The following is a 19,317-nucleotide window of genomic DNA, read 5'->3' as shown; positions in this document are numbered from 1 at the left end:
ATATTACATAATATAATTTTAAAAAAGGGAGCCACTAAAATGAAAAGAACCAGAACATTTACAACATTAGCTTTGTTATTTATATTATTATTAACTTCAAATTATAATGTTAATGCAGCAACTACTGTAACAAAAACTAATGGTACACAAAAAATAGAAGAAACAAAATATACCTATAGTGAATATTATGAATATTTAATAGAACAAAAGGAATATGAACAAGCTAATAATTTTAGAAAAACGCATCCAATTACAAGATATATAACCAAAAGATCCTGTCCTAGTTGGGTTGATTACATTAAAGTTATAAAATTTTCAGATCCACAAGGTGAAATTTTTAATATTATTACTGTATTTGCTGTAGAAATTCATGAACATACCCAATTACCAATCCAAGCAATTACATCTTATGTTGAGGGCACTGCTAACATAAAAGTTAATGGAGTTTCAGGATTAAAATGGATAAATGATTTTGACCCTATAGTAACAATAGCTGATAATAAATATTCTGTTAAAATTCAAGGTAATGGATCATTGTGTGGAGAAATAGATGTCCAAGCCAAAGCTGGATTTGAAGCACTAGGTTTTAGTTTTGGAGTAACAACTGGTACAAAGATATATACCTCAATGGATAAATACATTGAACATACATGGCATTCAATGACTGATAAATAGTATATTTATTAAAAACTATAGCTTAATAGCCATTAAGCTATAGTTTTATTAATTTGTATAAATGAATACCACCGGCTATGTCTGTGGTTCTAAAAAGCTTATAGATATGAGTAGAAAAAACAACCTCCAATGCTAAGATAGAAGCAGGTTTGCCGACCGCATCTATAATAGACAAAGGAGGAAGTCCAAATGGAAAACAAAACACGTTTTACGGGTGGTGGTGATTTAATTAATACCTCAAAATCCTTAAATTATTAAAATATACATATTTGATAAATATTTCTCTATTTCATATTATAAAAGAATAATTTTAATCCCACTACAATTACATTAGAATTTTTCTTGGCAATTTTTTTCATAACTTCATAATAACCTTCAAATAATTCTAATTTATCATTCTCGATTACTTCTTTGCTATAACAAGCTATCTCATACACTTTTATTAACTCCATCAAATTGTATCTATCTAAGTCAAGTTGACCATTAATCCCTTTAGCGTATTCTCTAATAGTTTGATTAGGATATTTCTTGTATCCTGCAATTTCCATCAATATTAGTGTTTTTGTAAATAATTTGATAATCTTGTTAGATGTAGTACTAGTTTCATAATACTGTTTACGTTTTCTAAGTCTAGATATAATCATTAAGATACTTATTACTAACACTATTGTTATCAAGAAAATAATTATATAGCAGATTGGTATTTTTTTCTCTTTTGTATTATTATTTTTCAGATCATCTATTTGCGTGTCACTAATATCTGTTTGTGGTGACTTAAAATAATCAGTCCTTATTGTCTCCTGGACAAAATCAAAACCACTTGTAGGCTCAAAAGGTAACCAGCCGTAACCTTCCAAATAAACCTCCACCCAAGCATGAGCATCATATCCAGTTACTATTCTCTTATTATTTTTTTGTTTTTCTATATCTTTATTTTTATTACGGATATTGTCTGCATCTTCTTTATCTTGCTCTTTGATTACGAATCCCTTAACATATCTAGCAGGTATTTCAACACTTCTAAGCATCATAATCATAGCTGTTGCGCTATATGTACAGAAACCTTCTTTTGTTTCAAACAAAAAATTATCTATTATATCTTCACCATCATCAGGTAAATCAGTTATAAACGAATAATCTATCTTAGATTTCAAATATATCTCTATTGCTTTGGCTTTGTCATAATCATTGTGATAATCTTTCGTTATATCATCCGCCAATTTTTTTGTTCTATCAGTTATTGAATCTGGCATCTGCATATATTCTTGTCTTATTTTCTTAGACTTATAGATTAGGTTTTCTTTATAACTTGAACCGCTAAAACTTTTATAAATGTCTTTTCTACTTCTCTTCATCATATTTTGAAACATTTCCATGTTATATATAGGTTTTAGATAATTTATAGAACATGTAAAATCTTTTTCAAGAATCTTATTATATCTAACCACTTCACTTGCATCATATTTAAAGAAAGCATTAGAATTATTACCATCATTATCATATATAGAAATATAATTGGTTGGTGTAAAAAGTATGTTTGTTGCTATATTCTTATATATTATACCAACCTTTTCTTCTTCAAAGAAACTATCTGTTATATCTTTGTACTCTCTATAAATTGAATCATCTTTAATATATTTTTTTGCTACCTCTTGTAATCCAAAAAGATGTTCATCTCTATCATTAATCTCGTAGTCATAATTCACATAATAATCCCATTGTTTTCCATCAAAAACATTACATACACTACCTCTTAGATATATTGGATAATCTGTATAAACATATAATAGTGGTTTACTAGTAGTTTCAACTTTTGGTTTCAATAGTTCGGTAGATTCATATGGAACCGCACTTTCATCTTTGTCGTCTATAGAAGAATCGTCATCTCCACCCGATTTATCTGAACCTTCTTGTCCAGCATTTTTTTCTCTTATATTATTAATGTATTCTTCAATTGCCGTTCCAATATCATACATAAATAATAACGGCCTAGGCTTCAATCTATACAGATTTCCTGCTAAGAATACTAGAATCAAAGAGAATATGATTGAATTTACTGCTAGAAGATAAAACCCATGTTTGTTTTTATTTTTTATGTTCTTGTTGTAATAAAAATAAAAATAGTTGGTAATAATAGCAACTACAAATATATAGAAACCAATTACATTATAGTATCCTCTAACAAATGAAGCAATTAAAAATGTTGCTAACCCTATCATTGCTAACCCTATAAAATAATATTTGCATTTTGATATTGATATTACAATTAAACAAGTAAGAAAAGTAATTATCAATATAGGGAAAATCTGATCCTGCATTTTTAACAATGCATCATTTACTATTGCATCATTATATATCTCTATGTATCCATTAACTTTCGAAACAACGTTTACTATATTTTCAGATACTACTAATATAACATAACCTACTATTGATAGTGATGTCACACTTACAACACTAACCAAGAAAAACTTTATGTTAAGTGTAATTATCGATAATGCTGTATATGTAACAATTATTATTGCAAATAACTTAACATAAGAAATCTCATACCACATCAAACCTGTAATAGTTATCGTTATGCTAAAGACCATTAGTATCTTGGTAAGCTCAAACAAACTACCATCAATTATGTTTTTCAGATTTCTCCCCATAATTTCTTTTCCCTCACTTATAAAGAAGTTCCCTCTACTAAAGTATCTAAATCACTATCATAAGAAATACTTATTAAATTATATCCTTCTGCGTTAAGTTTTTCCAAGCACCTAATATTTTTATTATTACTGATATATATATATAGGATTGTTATTTTCGTTTTTTGAACGTTAAGCTGTTTTAAACTCCCAATAAAACCATCACATATATTTGATGTAATAATATATTGATTACTATTAATAAAATTCTCACAACTATCTTTATAAAAATAATCTAAAACCGATCTACCAAAATCAAACTTACGGGTAAATTCAAGTACAGCACATTCTTCATAAATCATTTGGAAATCATTATAATCCTTACCTTCAATGGATACATTTCTCACATCATTAAAAATAAAAGTAACAACCTTGTTATGTATAAGAAGATAATTAATAATCATTACACAGGTTTCAATCATTTTATCTTCAACAGCTATGTTCAATTCATAATCATAATAATGTTTGTTGGAATCTAATATTATATTAACTGCATTACTGATCTCCCCGCTATACTGCTTAACCATAAGTTCATTATACTTGGATGACAATTTCCAATGGATTTTATTTAATGTATCACCTTTTTCATATTCTCTAATATAAGAAATATTATTCTGCTCCTCCATTGTTTTCTCACTTAGATTAGTTACTTCATCAACATCTACATCACTGGTAGGTAAATAGATTAATTCCTTGATGGATGGATAAACTATCATTTTGATAGTATCAAGGCTCTTGAATTCTTTGGAAAACAATCCTAAATAATCGTTTATGATAATAGATTTAACACCTAATTTATAATATCCTCTATAATTACACCTAAGAGGTATTACTATCTCTTCCTTAGTTTTGGGATATAATACAATGGTTGGAGATTCAAATTGATTTTTAAAGAGTATTTTGTCAGATTCAAGTTTTAGTTTGATAGGACAGTAAACTAAGTTGTCAGTATTAAATAGTGTAACCGTATAATTTATTTTATCTCCTTTGACAATATTCTTTTTACTTACCTTATGGCTGACTTGAAATCTATTATAAGTTAGTAATATTGAAGCAAACGATAAAATAGGTATTAATAATAGAATATAGAAAATGGTTGTTAATATGTACCCTTCAATATAATAAGTCAATATGCCCATAATCAGTAATATTATTAGATACAACCTATTTTTTTTCATGGTGATCACCAGTTGGTACTTCTACTTGTTTCATGATATCATTCAGAATATGTTCTGGAGTTGTTTTGTTGAACTTAGCTTCGTTTCTAAGGATTAGCCGATGAGATAAAACTGGTAAAAATATTTCCTTCACATCGTCTGGAATAATAAAATCTCTACCTTCATATAGTGCAAATGCCTTTGCAGCTAGTAGTACATTCAACGAACCTCTTGGACTCGCTCCCAAAACCAAGTCATCTGATTCTCTTGTCATGGCAACAAGCTTAACAATATATTTCATGATTTTATCACTGCAATAAATATCACGGACTTTACTTTGCAGATAAATGATATCCTCACAATTAGCCACTGGTTGTAAAGATTCAAATGGATTTTTGTGTTCATATAATTCTAGTATTTTCTTTTCTTCATTTTCTTTTGGATACCCAATAGATATTTTCATGATAAATCTATCGATCTGGGCTTCTGGCAAAGGATAAGTTCCTAAATATTCAATAGGGTTTTGGGTTGCTAGTACCATAAAAGGTTTTGGTAGTTCATGGGTCTTACCATCAACAGTTACCTGTTTCTCTTCCATTGCTTCTAATAGACTTGACTGAGTTTTAGGCGGTGTTCTATTAATCTCATCTGCCAAAAGTATATTCCCCATTACGATACCTTTATGAAATTCAAACTCATTAATTTTCTGATTATACATTGAAAAACCTGTTATATCTGACGGCATGACATCAGGTGTAAATTGAATTCTATTGAAAGAGCCATTTATCGATTTTGCTAGAGCAGATACTAACGTTGTCTTCCCTACCCCTGGAACATCTTCAATCAGAACATGAGAATCACATGCCAATGAAATAACCATCAGCTTTATGACATCTTTTTTCCCTACAATTACTCTTTCAATATTTTCAACTATATCCAGTAATATTTGTCTTGATTTCTCCATAAAAACCTCCCTCATACCTTTTGTATATCTTGCTATATTATTATGGTACTCAAAAAATGTCTTATACTAAAAATTATATCATAAAAAATATTAATATTGAATCTGTGTAAAATAATAGCATAGTCTATTAAATGAAAATACATAATATCTATGCTGTGTTATATAAAATATTATTGAACTTACTCATATCTTTATTGCATCTACAAAACAGTGCATATGCTTGGGCGTAAATATCTTGAATCCTTCTGCTAGTTTGTAACCATTAGATTCGCCTATTTCTTTACTTTTTAAACGCAGATAATCTTTCATCATCTTTAAATCATCTTTATCGAACTGACTTATATGAGTAGCTATACTTTTTATTTTAGTTTCAAAATAACCACCAATGTCAATGATTGTGTTAGGATATGTAGTATGATAAAAGCCTATGCCTTGTATCCCGAAACTCTCATAAGTGATACCTTCCTCATTACTTGGATAATGAGGAAATAATGCAAACAAACAAGCTTCAACCGTAGCTTTTCCTACTTTTATATGGTCTGGATGACCTTCATACATTAGCCAAGGATCAACTGTTATAACAATCTCTGGTCTAACTTCCCTTATGACCTTCACAATCTTACCAGCCATATCTGAAACAGAAATATTTGTCAATTCATCAAAGTTAAGTGAAATTACTTGTTTTACTCCTAGGATATCTGCTGCTTTTTCTTGTTCTTCTTTTCTTATATAAACCAGTTTATCCCTCTTCATAAATGGGTCTACAGTTCCCATACTACCATTTGTCACGGTTAAATAATATATCTCACAACCATTCTTTGCTAATTTTGCAATCGTACCTCCTGCCCCTATATCATTATCATCGGGATGAGGCTGTATAAACAAGATTCTACCTGCATCTTCAATGCTAGGTATCTTAAATATTGTACTTGCTACCAAATATAACTCCTCCTTTAACTATAAAACCACCTAAACAATATATTATCATACAAAAAAAATTGAATCAACAGAAAGTTTATGCGTTTTAAATATATCATTGATATTTTTATAATTATTGATGTATAATTAAGTCTACAAAATATTATATTGCAATATTCATAATCAATTACTTATTAAAGGAGATGATTTTAATTTGAATGAATCAATGGACAACAAAAAAAGCGTATCGACCTTAAGGTATTCATTAGGTATACTTGGTCTGCAAATCCCTAGTCAGGCTTTCACAGTTTTTCTTCTGTACTATTATGTGGATACTCTTAACTTAGCAGTAGGTTTGGCAGCACTAGGACGAGGTATATTCTCTGTATGGGATGCAGTAGATAATATTTTATTTGGTTATTTATCAGATAATACCCGTACTAAATGGGGAAGAAGAAAACCCTGGATAATTGGAGCATTACCATTTTACATAATATTTTTTATAATGGTTTTTTCTACCCCGGCAGGTTTTACAGAGGGTAATAAACTATTTTGGTATTTTACAATAATAATTTTTCTGTATGAAACTTTTGCAACTATCCTATGGGGTAATTATGGAGCCCTTTTTCCTGAACTCTTTAGAAAAAGCTCCTTAAGAGCAAAAGCTAGTGGATTCAAACAGGTCTTTGCCATCATTGGTACAATTATCGGTATGGCTGTAACTCCAATAATATATAAAAGCATTGGTTTTACAATGATGGCTGTTATATATGGTATTATAGGCGCTTTGATATTGCTATACTCAATACTTGGAAGTCATGAAGATAAAACTTTGATTAATACTCCCAAAATTCCTTTTGTCAAAGCTTTCAAAGAAACTCTTAGCAATAAATTATTTTGGATATACTCTATTGCCTATACCTTCATACAATTTGTATTTGGTCTGCTTATAGCCGCTTTACCATTCTATGCAGAATATTCATTAGGGTTAGACTCCAATGAGACTTCCCTATTGATGGCATCTATATTTATTATAGCTATACCTGCAGTAATCATATGGACTAAGCTTGTAAAAAAAATAGGTGCTTCTAAAACCTGGTTGATAGGTGTAGCCGTTATTGGAATAACAGTAATACCATTAGGTTTTTCGTATAATTTTACAACTGGGATTATTTCGGGAATGCTATTAGGTATTGGCTATTGTAGCGTTCTAATAAGTGGTGAAGTAATTACTTCTGAGATTATTGATAAAGATGCTGAGAAAACGGGATCAAGAAGAGAAGCAATCTATCTCAGTGTATATGGGTTCATAATAAGAATCAGCGGTGTTTTTCAAAGTATTGCTTTTGCACTTATTGGTGTGTTTTATGGTTATGTTAATGGAGATAATCCAGGTCCTAATCCAGCAGGTGCATTTAGATTCTTAATGTCAGTCATTCCATTTGTATCTTTAGTAATAGCATTTTTCATTGGAATTTTATATAGAAAAGAACAGAAAAAATATTAAATATTATAGTAAAAAGAAGACAGCTACCGATCGCTGTCTTCTTTAAGGAGAAGGTATTTAAAAAAATAAATTTTTGGGGGTTTATAGGTTTTTATGGGGTTTTCTTACTCTTATTATTATACAGGATTTTTAAAATAATGCTACACAAACATCCATTTAATTTACAATTCTTTTTGTTTATATTTTACTATATAAATTTAGCAATATACTTTTTACTTGGAATAAGTAACAAATACCTTTAGCAAAAGATAATTTTCTTTGATTTGCGTTACTTTTATTGCTTTTTCAGGATAATTAGGTCGTAAAAACAGGGGCTATTTATTTTTAAAAATAGTGTCTATCCTCCTCTAACCTCTTCACTCAGTAGTTTCCTAAACATTAAGCTATTTCAAATAATATTTATTTTTTTTCAGTTATTTCGGCAAATTATTAATCCATTTATGTGTATAATATAATTACAGGCTGCTAGATTATTTAGTTAAGGAGTGTTATTATGAAAAAGTTTTTTAATATTTTAATTGTACTTTTATTAGTCACTTTACCTATGTCTTCTGTACATGGAGCTACTTCAATAACTCAATCAAGTATTATAGAACCATTAGCAAAAACGTCACCTATCTACATAGTAGGACCTTATGATGAAAATTCAGATATAGGTTATATTAAACATACTGATGCCAATGGAGACTATTACACTAGAGTTAGAGAGACAAAATTAATTAAAGGGCCTTCCGATGATGACCCTGTCATAGATTATAAGAGATTTGGAACTATCTACAGAACAGATAATTTCTCAGGATCATTAAATGAAACAGTTTCTATATCCCATTCAGTTTCTACTTCCGAGTCAAATACAACATCTGTATCTGTATCCTTGGGTATAAAAATATCCAAAATTTTCTCATCAAATGTTAGCTCAAGTCATTCACATACCGTTACTAAAACAGTAGGAAATACTGTTACAAAAAGCTATAGTAAAGGTTTTAATTATGGTTTTCCAATAGGAAATGCTCCTGCTAATTGTACAAAAGCTGAAAGAGGAGTTGGATTCCAATTTTCAACCTATCGTTCACTTATTGATGTCAAAAAATTAGTTAACGTTAAGAAATACATTGATATCGTAAGAGTAAGACATATCAATGAATGCAGTATCTGCAATAATAATTCAGGAAGACCAATTCCAGGGCATTTTCATGATGGTTTTGTTGGTAATGTTTATACATTGGCCGATGGAACAGAAGAAAGAGTCGAAGATTATTTTCTAGATGATATGATCAGAATGGGAATAATAAACACAGAAACTATGCAGTTCAGAAAAAATGTAAAAGAATGGAAGAGAGAGGTTGTTGAAGGAGAAGTTAAAATACCTTCAAATGTTTTAGTAACAACTTATTTTGATAAAGATGGTAATATTTTAGATGATGAAGGAAATATTGTAAATTACTAATGATTCGCTATCCAATTATGGCAGTCTGTTTATGAACTCATTAAGAGAATAATTTATAGTTTTTTTAATCAGAAGGGGCTTATCCTTAGTTCATTCCATAAGCCCCTTCAACAAAGTATATTTATTCTAATTTTTCCTGTGCTAACTCTGTAATTTCTTCTCCACCAGCCTTATACCACTTTTCAACAAATTCATCAAATTTCTCAATCCCTATTTCACCATTTATAATTTTATAGGAATATTCTTTGTATAGATTATCCATTTCATCCCACTTGGTACCATATTCCTTAGGAATTTCAAAGTTAATATCTTCAGTATAATATTTATCCGTTATATCCAGAGATTCTTGAGCTATGTCAGACAGTAATGGAACTGGTGATTCCCATGAAGGTACATCAAAAAATCTTGCATACCATTCCTCACCTTTTCTAGTACGTGTAATATTACCATTATCATCTGTTGTATATTCTCTTCCTTCAATTCCAAGTCTATCTAATAATTGTCCCTCATCAGAAGCCATGAATTCCAATACTCTGAAGGCCAAATCTATCTGCTCACACTGAGCAGATATCCCAAACCCTCTATCTTCTCTTGTAACATCTACTGGAGCTAATCCATTACCGCTATTTCCTATAGGGGGGTCAAGGGGAATCAAGTCAGTTTCAACTCCTACATTTTTTAGTTTGGTATTATAGATTTCAATGACTTTTCCTGCTGAACCTATAACCATACCAACTTTTCCTGTATATAATTTTTCTTCCATAGAATCCCATTTAGTTATAGCATACTCTGGGTCAAGTATTTTTTCTTCTACCAATTTACGATAAAAAGCTAATTTCTCTTTTTCACACCAACTTACCTTTGAATAAATATATTTGCCATTTTCATCTTTTATCCAAGTAGTAGGCATTGAAAAAGCAGCATTGAAAATATCATCAAGTCTATCTGTATCCCCTGTAACTGTTATGCCATAAGCATCTTTTTTACCATTATGGTCAAAATCACTATTTGCAAATGCTTTTAATACATTGTAATAATCTTGAACAGTCTCGGGAACAGATAACTCTAATTCATCTAACCAATCTTTTCTAACCACCGCTATTTTAGGAGTGTTATATCTTATTCTTAATAAGTACGGATATGAAGCTATACGTGATTTATTGCATGCCTCCATAGCTACACTAAATATTTTTGAATCCTTAATATAATCTGTTAAATCAACTAACATACCCTGTTCAGCATATTTTTTATCAATTTCATCTCTGAACCATATGATATCAGGAACATTACCATCAGTAATCCTGGAATCTAATTTCTCAGAATAACTTCCTTGGGGAAGTTGTAATAATTCTAATTTTGCCTTTATTCCATTTTCTGATAATGTAGAATTTATTTCTTCGATATACTCTAAATCGTCAGGATTAGAAGGCATAAAATCTTTTTCAACTAGAGTTAATGTTACTCTATCATCATCTTGAGATTTTTTCATATCCTCTGACTCATTATCATTGTTATTAGACTCTATGGTTATATGGGTACTTTCATCTTTAGATGTTGGTTCGCTATTACTATTGCATCCACACAACCAACCTATTATCAGACAAAAACATACTACTAGCTCTGTAGTTTTTCTCTTTTTCATAAATATCCTCCTCTGCAGTTATTGTATATATTTATAGATTAACCTTATGTCCTATCTTTCATACCTATAAATCACAAGTACAATAATTACAGCAGTGGATCTATACCATTTATGAAATCCTTTATTGGTTTATCCGTTCCTACTATTTAAAATTCATCCAATGATTATTAACCATATAAATACATTTATTGATAACACCTTTGACTAAACCATCTAAATCAGGTGCTTTGCTAAATATATAGTCCTTCATGAACTGCGAATCTTCAACTATCTTTCTGACAAATTCTCCTTTTCCACTTTCATAATAAAAGCCTACTTCAGCATTTATTTCCTTTCCTATAGCTACTCTAGCTTTTGCATATCCACCATATGCAAATTCTCTTGCTATAGCTGCGCCTCCTACTGATATGTAATTAGAAATAGCAGCACCCCCAATAGCAAACAATCCAGCTATAGCTAATCCTCCAATACTCGCTATCCCTGACACTGCGGCTCCTCCAATACCAAGTAATAAAGCGAAACTAATGCCTCCCAAAGAAATAATCCCTATGGATATACCTCCAAAACTAATAATACCAATTGATATTGAACCACAAGCGATAATACCCTTGGCAACTCCTAGCGGTTTATTATTGATATGAATCAGTGGAATTCCCATAATAGTTTTTTGGGATTTGTATTCATAACCTCTATGACTATGATTATTAATCTGTATTAACGGCATACCTAAAATAGTTTTTTCCGATACATATTGATATTTAGTAAAAAGGTTGACTCCCATATTCTCTGCAAATTCTTCTGCTACTTTTTCAGGCTCTCCCAACAACTTGTATGGATCAGTTTCATTTAGTTGGACTGACTTTTCCTCTAACATTATGTGTAGATCATTTCTTATTCTTCTCTTATAACTATTACTACAATCTATCCTTCTTAAAACTTTGTTAACATATTTTTTATGTTCTTTATTCATTATTATCACCTTCTATATCAAGAATTTTATTAGTTATAAAAACAAAGTTGCACCATTCATCTAGATAATCATGAATCTGCTTGATTCCCTTATCAGTTATTTTATAGTATTTTCTTGTAATCTTTCTTTTTCCTTCTTCATGAAACATATAACTCTCTATGAAATCACTATCCTCAAGCCTATATAACACTGGATAAAGAGAACCCTCTTTCAATGCATAGAATCCATTACTGGTTTTATCCAACCGTTGAATAATTTCATATCCATACATCTCCTTTTTACTTATCAAACTTAGAATAATAATTTCCAATGTTCCTTTTTTAAGTTGTTTCTTAATTCTATCCAAGTCTTCATCCCTTTGTAACTAAGTATTTAGTATTACTAAGTATATGATAATACAAATTAATTAGTATGTCAATAATATTATCTGATATAAAAAATAAGAGTATACCGGTTTCAGCTGATATACTCTTAGCTCAATTCAACTTTTTATTATTACTGATTATTTTCTGTATCTACTACTTCTTTTAGATAATCTTTTCCAAAAGTATATATTTTTTCAGTTATTGTAAAATCTTCTTCTGCGGTTTTTTCTAGAGTTAATATTCCTTTACCTTGTTCAAATGTTGTTCTAGCTTTCTTGAAATAATAATCGTCATTATCATCTGTTATTACTGTTTCTGTTACAATAGTAGTATCTGTCACATCAATAATTTCAGTTTTGGCTTTTGCCCCATAATACCATTCAAGTTCCCATGAATTACCTACCTCAATAGGATTTTTCAATAAATAGAAATCTTGGTTATCCAGATATACAGGTGAACCTTTGTGACTTAACATAATTCCATCCGCAGTTATTTGAAAATCCTTTTTGAATGTAGAATCATGACCACTCTCTCCGTCACTAAGATCGTCTTCTTCACCTTCAATAATAATGTGCTTGACAGTATCTTCTGTATAACACTTGATTATTTCTTCTTTTCTGCCATAATCTAGAGTTCCATTATATATCCATCCAAAACCTATCTCATCTGGAAATATTGTATCTATAGTAATTATATTTTCTTCTATATCATCTTCAGCTATTTCATCATTATCTTCATTAACAACAATATTATTGCTTGATCCATCTGAGCTGTATACGTCTACATCTAATTTTTCTTTTTTGCTGGATGAACTGCATCCTGCAATTAATACTACGAATATTACTAAATAAATACTTAACTTTCTCATTAATGTTTCTCCTAACTTTTGCCTATTAATAATTGTCTAAATGAGTATACCATGAAAATGTTTAGAAACTATTACTATATAATTAATAATAATTAAATTAACTCAAATATAAAACCATATATTATTGCTTAGCACTCAATAATGCTCAGCAAACAATATATGGTTTAGTTTAAATAATCACATTGTTATAATGTCACTACTGGATCATATTCTATTCCAAATGTATCTACAGTAACTTTTTTAATTACTTGTGGTTCATGTGGTTTATCTGAATAATCTCTATCAACACTTACAATTCTATCAGCTTCTTCGATTCCTGAAACAACTTTTCCAAATCCTGCATATTGACCATCTAGATGAGGTGCATCTGCAACCATAAGAAAAAATTGTGAACCAGCTGAATTAGGATCTCCTGCTCTTGCCATAGATATTACACCCTTTGAATGCTTTAACTCATTAGTGAATTTATTCCCGTTGAATTCACCTTTTATTGAATATCCTGGGCCACTCATTCCAGTACCGTCAGGGCATCCTCCTTGTATCATAAAACCAGGAATTACTCTATGAAAAGTAAGTCCATCATAGAATCCTTTCTTAACTAAAGAAATAAAGTTATTTACTGTGTTAGGAGCTATATTAGGATATAATTCTATCTCAATCTTATTACCATTATCAATTTCCATTGTAACTATAGGTTTTTTATTCTCCATTATTTATCACCTTTCATTATATTTATTATTGTTTCCATTATATTGTAATCTATAATGAAGAATACTTCAATATATTTTCTTTGATTTTATAAGTTGAATAGAACTAACTAATTATTGGGTTCTATAGCTATTATTTAATTCAACTTATATAGATATTATAGTTCCTTTTTCACCTATTACTGCTTGTTTTAATTCCTCTGGACATGTGATAATAGCTTTCTTTCCTCCATTTTCCAGGAAATTGATACACGCATTAATTTTGGGAAGCATACTTCCTGGAGCAAAATGTCCTTCATCTCGTAGATTTTTAATTTTATCAACATCAACATTATGAAGTTTTTCTTCATTTTCTTTTCCGAAATTAATACATACATTAGGTATAGCAGTTGATATAACAAACAAATCAGCATTCAGTTCACTAGCTAATAAGCTTGATGCATTATCTTTATCTATTACAGCATTAACCCCTATCAAATTATCTTCTTCATCTCTTATTACAGGTATTCCGCCACCACCTACAGCTATAACTGTAACACCTTTTTCAATTAATAATTCTATTGAATCTTGTTCAATAATGTTTATTGGCATAGGTGAAGGCACAACCCTTCTATATCCTCTTCCTGAATCGTTTACCATTATCCAATTAGGATGTTCTTTTTTTATTTTATCTACTTGATCTTCACCATAAAAAGAACCAATAGGTTTTGCAGGGTTAGAAAAAGCTTTATCTTTTTTATCAACTTCAACTTGACTTACAACTGTAGTAGCTTTTTTCTTGATTCCCCTTTTATGAAATTCATTTTGTAATGCTTGTTGTATCTGATAGCCTATAGCCCCTTGTGTATCCGCATCACAATTAACCAATGGCACTAAATGCATATCATTAGTTTCATGAGCGATTTCTGAACGCCTCATCATGAATCCCACTTGTGGACCATTCCCATGTGTTACAATTACCTCATAACCTTCTTCAATAACATCAACAATATGTTTTACTGTTTCACAAACTGCTATGTATTGATCGTCTACTGACTGATGCTTTTTATCTTTGATTAAAGAATTACCCCCAATAGCTATTATAGCTAACTTACCCATAACACCTTTCCTCCAATCAAGTTAAATTGTTATAACACTCTTGGCTTCCATCATTATTGATGAAATCTCCTCCATATTACTTATCCTACCAACCATCATCTTTTCTTTCAATTCATAGAAATCAATACATGTTCCACATGCTAATAACTCTACTCCTGATTCACTTAGTCCAGTAAGCACATCAAGGACTGTAGAACCTTTTACTGTAAGTTTCACACCTGCATTATAGAACAATATTGTTTCAGGCTTTTCATTTCTAGCCCAAATTTTCTTAAGAAAAGCGCCCATTAGCTTCTCTCCTAAAATTCTATCTCCTTGACCAAATACATCATTATTGATAACTATAACTTTTTCCATTTTATCACTCCTATAATTTTTATCACCATATTATACCATATAGTTCATAGATCCATGAATAATATTTTTGTATTCATAGGAGTAATCTTGAAAATAGTTATATTCACTATCCATATCTAATGTATTTCTGAATGAAGAAGCCTTATTTCAATTTTTGAAATAAGACTTTTTATAGATTATTAATATGTAAATCAATTATACCACAATGTGTATAATTGCCCATAATATTTTTTTAATAAAAGTCTAAATACTTTGTTTAATTTAATAATTCGATAATTATGATGTACTATAGTAATTATTAACCCGTAAAACTTAATTAGAATAACCCAAAACACATTATTATTATTTAAAATTAGGAAGGCCTCCACACCACTATTTTCAAGTTCAACTATTTCTATAAATCACGAAAGAAGTAATACCCTGAATTCACTTAGGTAGTATTACTTCTTTGATTATTATAATATCAATTTTTACTTTTCCTCAAAACAAAAATAATTTGGAAGCCCATTATTGATTAATAGCTCTTGGGACGTTGCTATTAATGGAGAAATATACTCTATAGCATCTTTCTTAATATTATTTTTTGATGTATTAATCCATTCAGCAGGAAAATATTTTATATTATTAGCAACAGTTGACGCTTCAACCCTAAATGTTTCAATTTCATAATGTTCTGTTTGTTTTCGCTTAATACCAACCATGAAACCTGTATATCCATCATTAGAGTATATAACTGCTTCTTTTCCTAACAAATAGGACTCTTCAATATCTCTATGAGATACACAATGCATACTACACCGCTGAGCAATATTAAGTTCAAATGTTTTAACTCTTGTAGTGATACCTTTTTCAACAATCAATTTTTTTAGATATTTGCTTACTCCACCCAGCTGTGAATGTGAAAATGCATCATGTTCAGTTGAAGTTGAACCAAAAAAATATCTTCCCTGTTTGTCTTTGATTCCTTCGGACACGACTATATAAACTATCTTTTTTTCTATATATTTTTCTGCTATCTCTTCTAAAAATTTTTTTTGTGAAAACTCTATTTCTGGCAAGTATATAAAGTCTACAATGGCTTTCCCATTTATTTTTGCAATGACGCCACTTGCGGCTAACCAACCTGTATCTCTTCCCATTGTTTCTAAAATAAAAATACCTTTATTATCATAAGCATTAAAATCCAAATATGTTTCTAGTATGGTGGTTACAATATATTTTACCGTACTTCCATATCCAGGTGTATGGTCTGTGTGACATAAATCATTATCAATAGTTTTAGGTATACCTATTATTTGTTTATCCAAACCTTTTAACTGAACATAATCACTCAACTTGCTAACAGTATCCATTGAATCATTGCCACCAATATAAAATAACGTCTGGACTTCTAACTCATCTAATATTTTAAATAATTGTAAGTACTCTTCATCTTGTTCATTATGATCTTTTAATTTATATCTACATGATCCAAGAAATGAAGAAGGTGTATACTTAATACGTTCTAATTGCTTATTGTCTAAATGAGAAAGATCTACAATTTTCTTTTGTAGAATTCCTTGAATACCATTGATTCCACCATATATTTTATCATAACACTTGCTTTCTAGAATACTGCTGATTACTCCAATGGCACTGGCATTTATTACTGCTGTAGGTCCTCCTGACTGAGCAACTATAGCATTTTTCATACAATCTCTCCATTCGTATGTGAATTCACATTACATATCTTTTATTAATTCTATGCTTGAGTCAATGATACATGCTAATATTAGATAGCAAGATACCGCTCCTGCATCTAATACACCTCTTGATCTCTCACCTAATCTACTGGCTCTACCAATTTTGGCTACAAGATCTATAGTTGAATCTTTTCCTTTTTCTGCAGCAGACTTCATAGCTTCCATGGCTTCTACAAAACTCTTACCGCGAGAAATTTCTTGATCAAATGTTTCTACAGCAGGAACTAGGGTATCCATCATGGTTTTATCTCCTACTTTTGCATTACCTAATGATTGTATCCCTTTTTTAGCTGCGTTTATCATTTTGCTGAAAAGGTATTTATCAATTTCTTTCTTATCATTGATAACTTTTGACATTTCCACAAAAAATGTACCATATAGAGGTCCCATGGATCCTCCAATCTCCATCATAAGAACTAGTCCCAATGTCTTGAGAGCTTCTGCTAGATCAACTTCTTTATCTGCCAATCTGGCTTTGCATAATGAAAAACCTTTATTCATATTGATTCCATGATCACCATCACCAATAGCTCCATCAATTTCACTTAAATATTCTGTATTATCAATTATTGTTTCAATCAAATTGTCTACAATGATTGAACTATTTTTATTTAATATATAAGTCATTTTTTCCACTCCTTATAAAGTTCATGATAATTATTTTGAATTAAATTGTGTAAGTCCCATTGTATCTACTTCTACATCTATAAGTTCTTTTAATTCATCATCTAATTTTGTTAATGTAAGTGTAACTCCCATCATATCCAGAGAAGTAAAATAATTACCTACATAAGATTTATAGACTTTGATTCCTTTTCCATTTAATATTTCTTCTACTTTGTTATAAAAAATATATAACTCCATCACTGAAGTTGCCCCAAGACCAGATACCAAGGCAACTACTTCATCATTTTCTACAAAAGGATAATCTGGTAATATAATATCAAGCATTGACTCAGCCATTTCGTCTGCTGTCTTTAACTCGCTTACCTTTATACCAGGCTCACCATGATGACCTATACCAACTTCCATTGTACCTTCTTTTATCATGAAATTAGGTTTACCTACAGCAGGTATGGTACAAGGTGAGAGCCCAATACCTACACTTCTCGTATTATCTATTGCTTTTTGTGATACTTCAATGACCTCATCTAGACTTCCACCTAGAGCTGCTTTTGCTCCTCCAACTTTCCACATGATGATTTCTCCGGCAACACCTCGTCTTTTTTCTCTTTCTGACTTAGGTGCTGAAGCAACATCATCATTTGCTACAACAGTTTTCACATCAATACCTTCCATTTTTGCCATTTCCAATGCCATTTTTACATTCATATTATCTCCAGCATAATTACCGTACAAACATGCTACGCCTTTACCTGCATCAGCTATTTTAAATGAATCATAAAATGATTTTGCTGTAGGTGAAGAAAAGATTTCACCAATAGCTACTGCATCTATCATATTCTTACCAATGTATCCTATAAAAGCGGGCTTATGACCTGAACCACCACCTGTTACAACCCCTACTTTTCCTTCTACTGGAGCATCCTTATACTTTAATACTCTTAAATTATCAGTTTTCTCTACTATATCAGCGTGTGTCTTAACAAAACCTTTCAACATATCTTCAACAACTTCATTTGGATTATTAATAATTCTTTGCATATACATTTTCCTTTCTATATATATAATTCATTTCAATACATTCATTTTTATGTGATTTTAGTTACAACTCTTTTGGAATTCTTTTTCGTAATCGCTTATTCTTTCAACTTTTGACAAAGAACCACCATATTGAAATTCTGAGTCTAACCATATTGTTACAAGCTGTTTAGCTAATTCTGTACCGATGACTCTTGCTCCCATTGTCATAATCTGAGCATTGTTACTTTTTCTAGCTCTTTCAGCAGAATAAGGGTCATGGCATACAGCTGCTCTGATTCCTGGTACTTTATTAGCCGTTATAGCCATACCGATGCCAGTACCACAAATGAGTATTCCTCTTTCAAATTTATCATCTTTAATTGCTTTTGCTACTTTTACAGCTATGTCAGGATATAATACTGGTTGTTCATCATATACTCCATAATCTTCTACTTCTTGACCAATCTGTATTAAATATTCCTTTATCTTTTCCTTTAGTTCATATGCAGCTTCGTCGCATCCTATTACAATTGACATAATATCCCTCCCTATGGAAATTGGTA

The 19,317-nt window shown here is 30.4% G+C and carries 18 protein-coding genes; 3 read left to right on the top strand and 15 right to left on the bottom strand.

Annotation, left to right across the window (positions count from 1 at the left end):
* Nucleotides 1-39: 39 nt before the first annotated feature.
* Nucleotides 40-675, top strand: coding sequence for a hypothetical protein (locus ACX6CF_RS00905; RefSeq protein ID WP_458783406.1), 636 nt, complete (start codon nucleotides 40-42; stop codon nucleotides 673-675).
* Nucleotides 676-959: 284 nt separating this feature from the next.
* On the opposite strand, the gene ACX6CF_RS00900 is transcribed toward ACX6CF_RS00905, so the two are convergent.
* The 4 genes from ACX6CF_RS00900 to ACX6CF_RS00885 all read right to left on the bottom strand — a co-directional run bounded on the left by ACX6CF_RS00900 (nucleotide 960) and on the right by ACX6CF_RS00885 (nucleotide 6,428).
* On the bottom strand, nucleotides 960-3,329 hold the full coding sequence (locus ACX6CF_RS00900) for a transglutaminase-like domain-containing protein (protein ID WP_458783405.1): 2,370 nt from the start codon (nucleotides 3,327-3,329) through the stop codon (nucleotides 960-962).
* 17 nt (nucleotides 3,330-3,346) lie between these two features.
* Nucleotides 3,347-4,546: a DUF58 domain-containing protein gene (locus ACX6CF_RS00895; RefSeq protein ID WP_458783404.1), complete on the bottom strand. Its 1,200-nt coding sequence runs from the start codon at nucleotides 4,544-4,546 to the stop codon at nucleotides 3,347-3,349.
* A complete protein-coding gene (locus ACX6CF_RS00890; protein ID WP_458783403.1) occupies nucleotides 4,533-5,489 on the bottom strand; it encodes an AAA family ATPase in 957 nt (318 codons plus the stop codon). Before ACX6CF_RS00890 ends, ACX6CF_RS00895 begins: the two co-directional genes overlap by 14 nt.
* A gap of 183 nt (nucleotides 5,490-5,672) precedes the next feature.
* Nucleotides 5,673-6,428: a PIG-L deacetylase family protein gene (locus ACX6CF_RS00885; RefSeq protein WP_458783402.1), complete on the bottom strand. Its 756-nt coding sequence runs from the start codon at nucleotides 6,426-6,428 to the stop codon at nucleotides 5,673-5,675.
* Between the two features lie 193 nt (nucleotides 6,429-6,621).
* On the opposite strand from ACX6CF_RS00885, the gene ACX6CF_RS00880 reads away from it, so the two are divergent.
* Both ACX6CF_RS00880 and ACX6CF_RS00875 read left to right on the top strand, forming a co-directional pair.
* Nucleotides 6,622-7,914 carry an MFS transporter gene (locus ACX6CF_RS00880; RefSeq protein WP_458783401.1) on the top strand — a complete coding sequence of 431 codons (1,293 nt, stop codon included), beginning with the start codon at nucleotides 6,622-6,624 and terminating at the stop codon, nucleotides 7,912-7,914.
* 493 nt (nucleotides 7,915-8,407) lie between these two features.
* The gene (locus ACX6CF_RS00875) at nucleotides 8,408-9,361 is read left to right on the top strand and encodes a hypothetical protein (protein WP_458783400.1); all 954 of its coding nucleotides are present in this window, start codon (nucleotides 8,408-8,410) and stop codon (nucleotides 9,359-9,361) included.
* 121 nt (nucleotides 9,362-9,482) lie between these two features.
* On the opposite strand, the gene ACX6CF_RS00870 is transcribed toward ACX6CF_RS00875, so the two are convergent.
* The 11 genes from ACX6CF_RS00870 to rpiB form a co-directional block, all read right to left on the bottom strand.
* On the bottom strand, nucleotides 9,483-11,003 hold the full coding sequence (locus ACX6CF_RS00870; protein ID WP_458783399.1) for an extracellular solute-binding protein: 1,521 nt from the start codon (nucleotides 11,001-11,003) through the stop codon (nucleotides 9,483-9,485).
* A 142-nt stretch (nucleotides 11,004-11,145) separates the two neighbouring features.
* On the bottom strand, nucleotides 11,146-11,973 hold the full coding sequence (locus ACX6CF_RS00865) for a hypothetical protein (RefSeq protein ID WP_458783398.1): 828 nt from the start codon (nucleotides 11,971-11,973) through the stop codon (nucleotides 11,146-11,148).
* Entirely contained in the window at nucleotides 11,966-12,319 is a 354-nt protein-coding gene (locus tag ACX6CF_RS00860) for a PadR family transcriptional regulator (RefSeq protein WP_458783397.1), read from the bottom strand. The genes ACX6CF_RS00865 and ACX6CF_RS00860 overlap by 8 nt, the downstream gene beginning before the upstream one ends.
* A 149-nt stretch (nucleotides 12,320-12,468) precedes the next feature.
* Nucleotides 12,469-13,206 (bottom strand): hypothetical protein, encoded by a 738-nt coding sequence (locus ACX6CF_RS00855; protein ID WP_458783396.1) that lies wholly within the window; start codon nucleotides 13,204-13,206, stop codon nucleotides 12,469-12,471.
* 185 nt (nucleotides 13,207-13,391) lie between these two features.
* Entirely contained in the window at nucleotides 13,392-13,916 is a 525-nt protein-coding gene (locus ACX6CF_RS00850; protein ID WP_458783395.1) for a peptidylprolyl isomerase, read from the bottom strand.
* Nucleotides 13,917-14,060: 144 nt separating this feature from the next.
* Nucleotides 14,061-15,011 carry a carbamate kinase gene (gene arcC, locus ACX6CF_RS00845; RefSeq protein WP_458783394.1) on the bottom strand — a complete coding sequence of 317 codons (951 nt, stop codon included), beginning with the start codon at nucleotides 15,009-15,011 and terminating at the stop codon, nucleotides 14,061-14,063.
* Between the two features lie 21 nt (nucleotides 15,012-15,032).
* Nucleotides 15,033-15,368 carry a sulfurtransferase-like selenium metabolism protein YedF gene (gene yedF / locus ACX6CF_RS00840; RefSeq protein ID WP_458783393.1) on the bottom strand — a complete coding sequence of 112 codons (336 nt, stop codon included), beginning with the start codon at nucleotides 15,366-15,368 and terminating at the stop codon, nucleotides 15,033-15,035.
* A 470-nt stretch (nucleotides 15,369-15,838) separates the two neighbouring features.
* Nucleotides 15,839-17,059 (bottom strand): 6-phosphofructokinase, encoded by a 1,221-nt coding sequence (locus tag ACX6CF_RS00835; protein WP_458783392.1) that lies wholly within the window; start codon nucleotides 17,057-17,059, stop codon nucleotides 15,839-15,841.
* A 30-nt stretch (nucleotides 17,060-17,089) separates the two neighbouring features.
* Nucleotides 17,090-17,737, bottom strand: coding sequence for a dihydroxyacetone kinase subunit DhaL (dhaL, locus tag ACX6CF_RS00830; protein ID WP_458783391.1), 648 nt, complete (start codon nucleotides 17,735-17,737; stop codon nucleotides 17,090-17,092).
* A 30-nt stretch (nucleotides 17,738-17,767) separates the two neighbouring features.
* Entirely contained in the window at nucleotides 17,768-18,775 is a 1,008-nt protein-coding gene (locus ACX6CF_RS00825) for a dihydroxyacetone kinase subunit DhaK (RefSeq protein ID WP_458783390.1), read from the bottom strand.
* A gap of 57 nt (nucleotides 18,776-18,832) precedes the next feature.
* On the bottom strand, nucleotides 18,833-19,291 hold the full coding sequence (gene rpiB, locus ACX6CF_RS00820) for a ribose 5-phosphate isomerase B (RefSeq protein ID WP_458783389.1): 459 nt from the start codon (nucleotides 19,289-19,291) through the stop codon (nucleotides 18,833-18,835).
* Between the last annotated feature and the right edge of the window lie 26 nt (nucleotides 19,292-19,317).

The sequence above is a fragment of the Vallitalea sediminicola genome, from assembly GCF_054408565.1.
The sequence above is the reverse complement of the archived record's forward strand: the minus strand, read 5'-3'. Positions and strand labels throughout refer to the sequence as shown.

Coding starts and splice junctions, on each gene's coding strand:
- ACX6CF_RS00905 (WP_458783406.1), top strand. CDS start 40: ATGAAAAGAACCAGAACATTTACAACATTAGCTTTGTTATTTATATTA.
- ACX6CF_RS00900 (WP_458783405.1), bottom strand. CDS start 3,329: ATGGGGAGAAATCTGAAAAACATAATTGATGGTAGTTTGTTTGAGCTT.
- ACX6CF_RS00895 (WP_458783404.1), bottom strand. CDS start 4,546: ATGAAAAAAAATAGGTTGTATCTAATAATATTACTGATTATGGGCATA.
- ACX6CF_RS00890 (WP_458783403.1), bottom strand. CDS start 5,489: ATGGAGAAATCAAGACAAATATTACTGGATATAGTTGAAAATATTGAA.
- ACX6CF_RS00875 (WP_458783400.1), top strand. CDS start 8,408: ATGAAAAAGTTTTTTAATATTTTAATTGTACTTTTATTAGTCACTTTA.
- ACX6CF_RS00870 (WP_458783399.1), bottom strand. CDS start 11,003: ATGAAAAAGAGAAAAACTACAGAGCTAGTAGTATGTTTTTGTCTGATA.
- ACX6CF_RS00865 (WP_458783398.1), bottom strand. CDS start 11,973: ATGAATAAAGAACATAAAAAATATGTTAACAAAGTTTTAAGAAGGATA.
- ACX6CF_RS00855 (WP_458783396.1), bottom strand. CDS start 13,206: ATGAGAAAGTTAAGTATTTATTTAGTAATATTCGTAGTATTAATTGCA.
- ACX6CF_RS00850 (WP_458783395.1), bottom strand. CDS start 13,916: ATGGAGAATAAAAAACCTATAGTTACAATGGAAATTGATAATGGTAAT.
- arcC (WP_458783394.1), bottom strand. CDS start 15,011: ATGGGTAAGTTAGCTATAATAGCTATTGGGGGTAATTCTTTAATCAAA.
- yedF (WP_458783393.1), bottom strand. CDS start 15,368: ATGGAAAAAGTTATAGTTATCAATAATGATGTATTTGGTCAAGGAGAT.
- ACX6CF_RS00835 (WP_458783392.1), bottom strand. CDS start 17,059: ATGAAAAATGCTATAGTTGCTCAGTCAGGAGGACCTACAGCAGTAATA.
- dhaL (WP_458783391.1), bottom strand. CDS start 17,737: ATGACTTATATATTAAATAAAAATAGTTCAATCATTGTAGACAATTTG.
- ACX6CF_RS00825 (WP_458783390.1), bottom strand. CDS start 18,775: ATGCAAAGAATTATTAATAATCCAAATGAAGTTGTTGAAGATATGTTG.
- rpiB (WP_458783389.1), bottom strand. CDS start 19,291: ATGTCAATTGTAATAGGATGCGACGAAGCTGCATATGAACTAAAGGAA.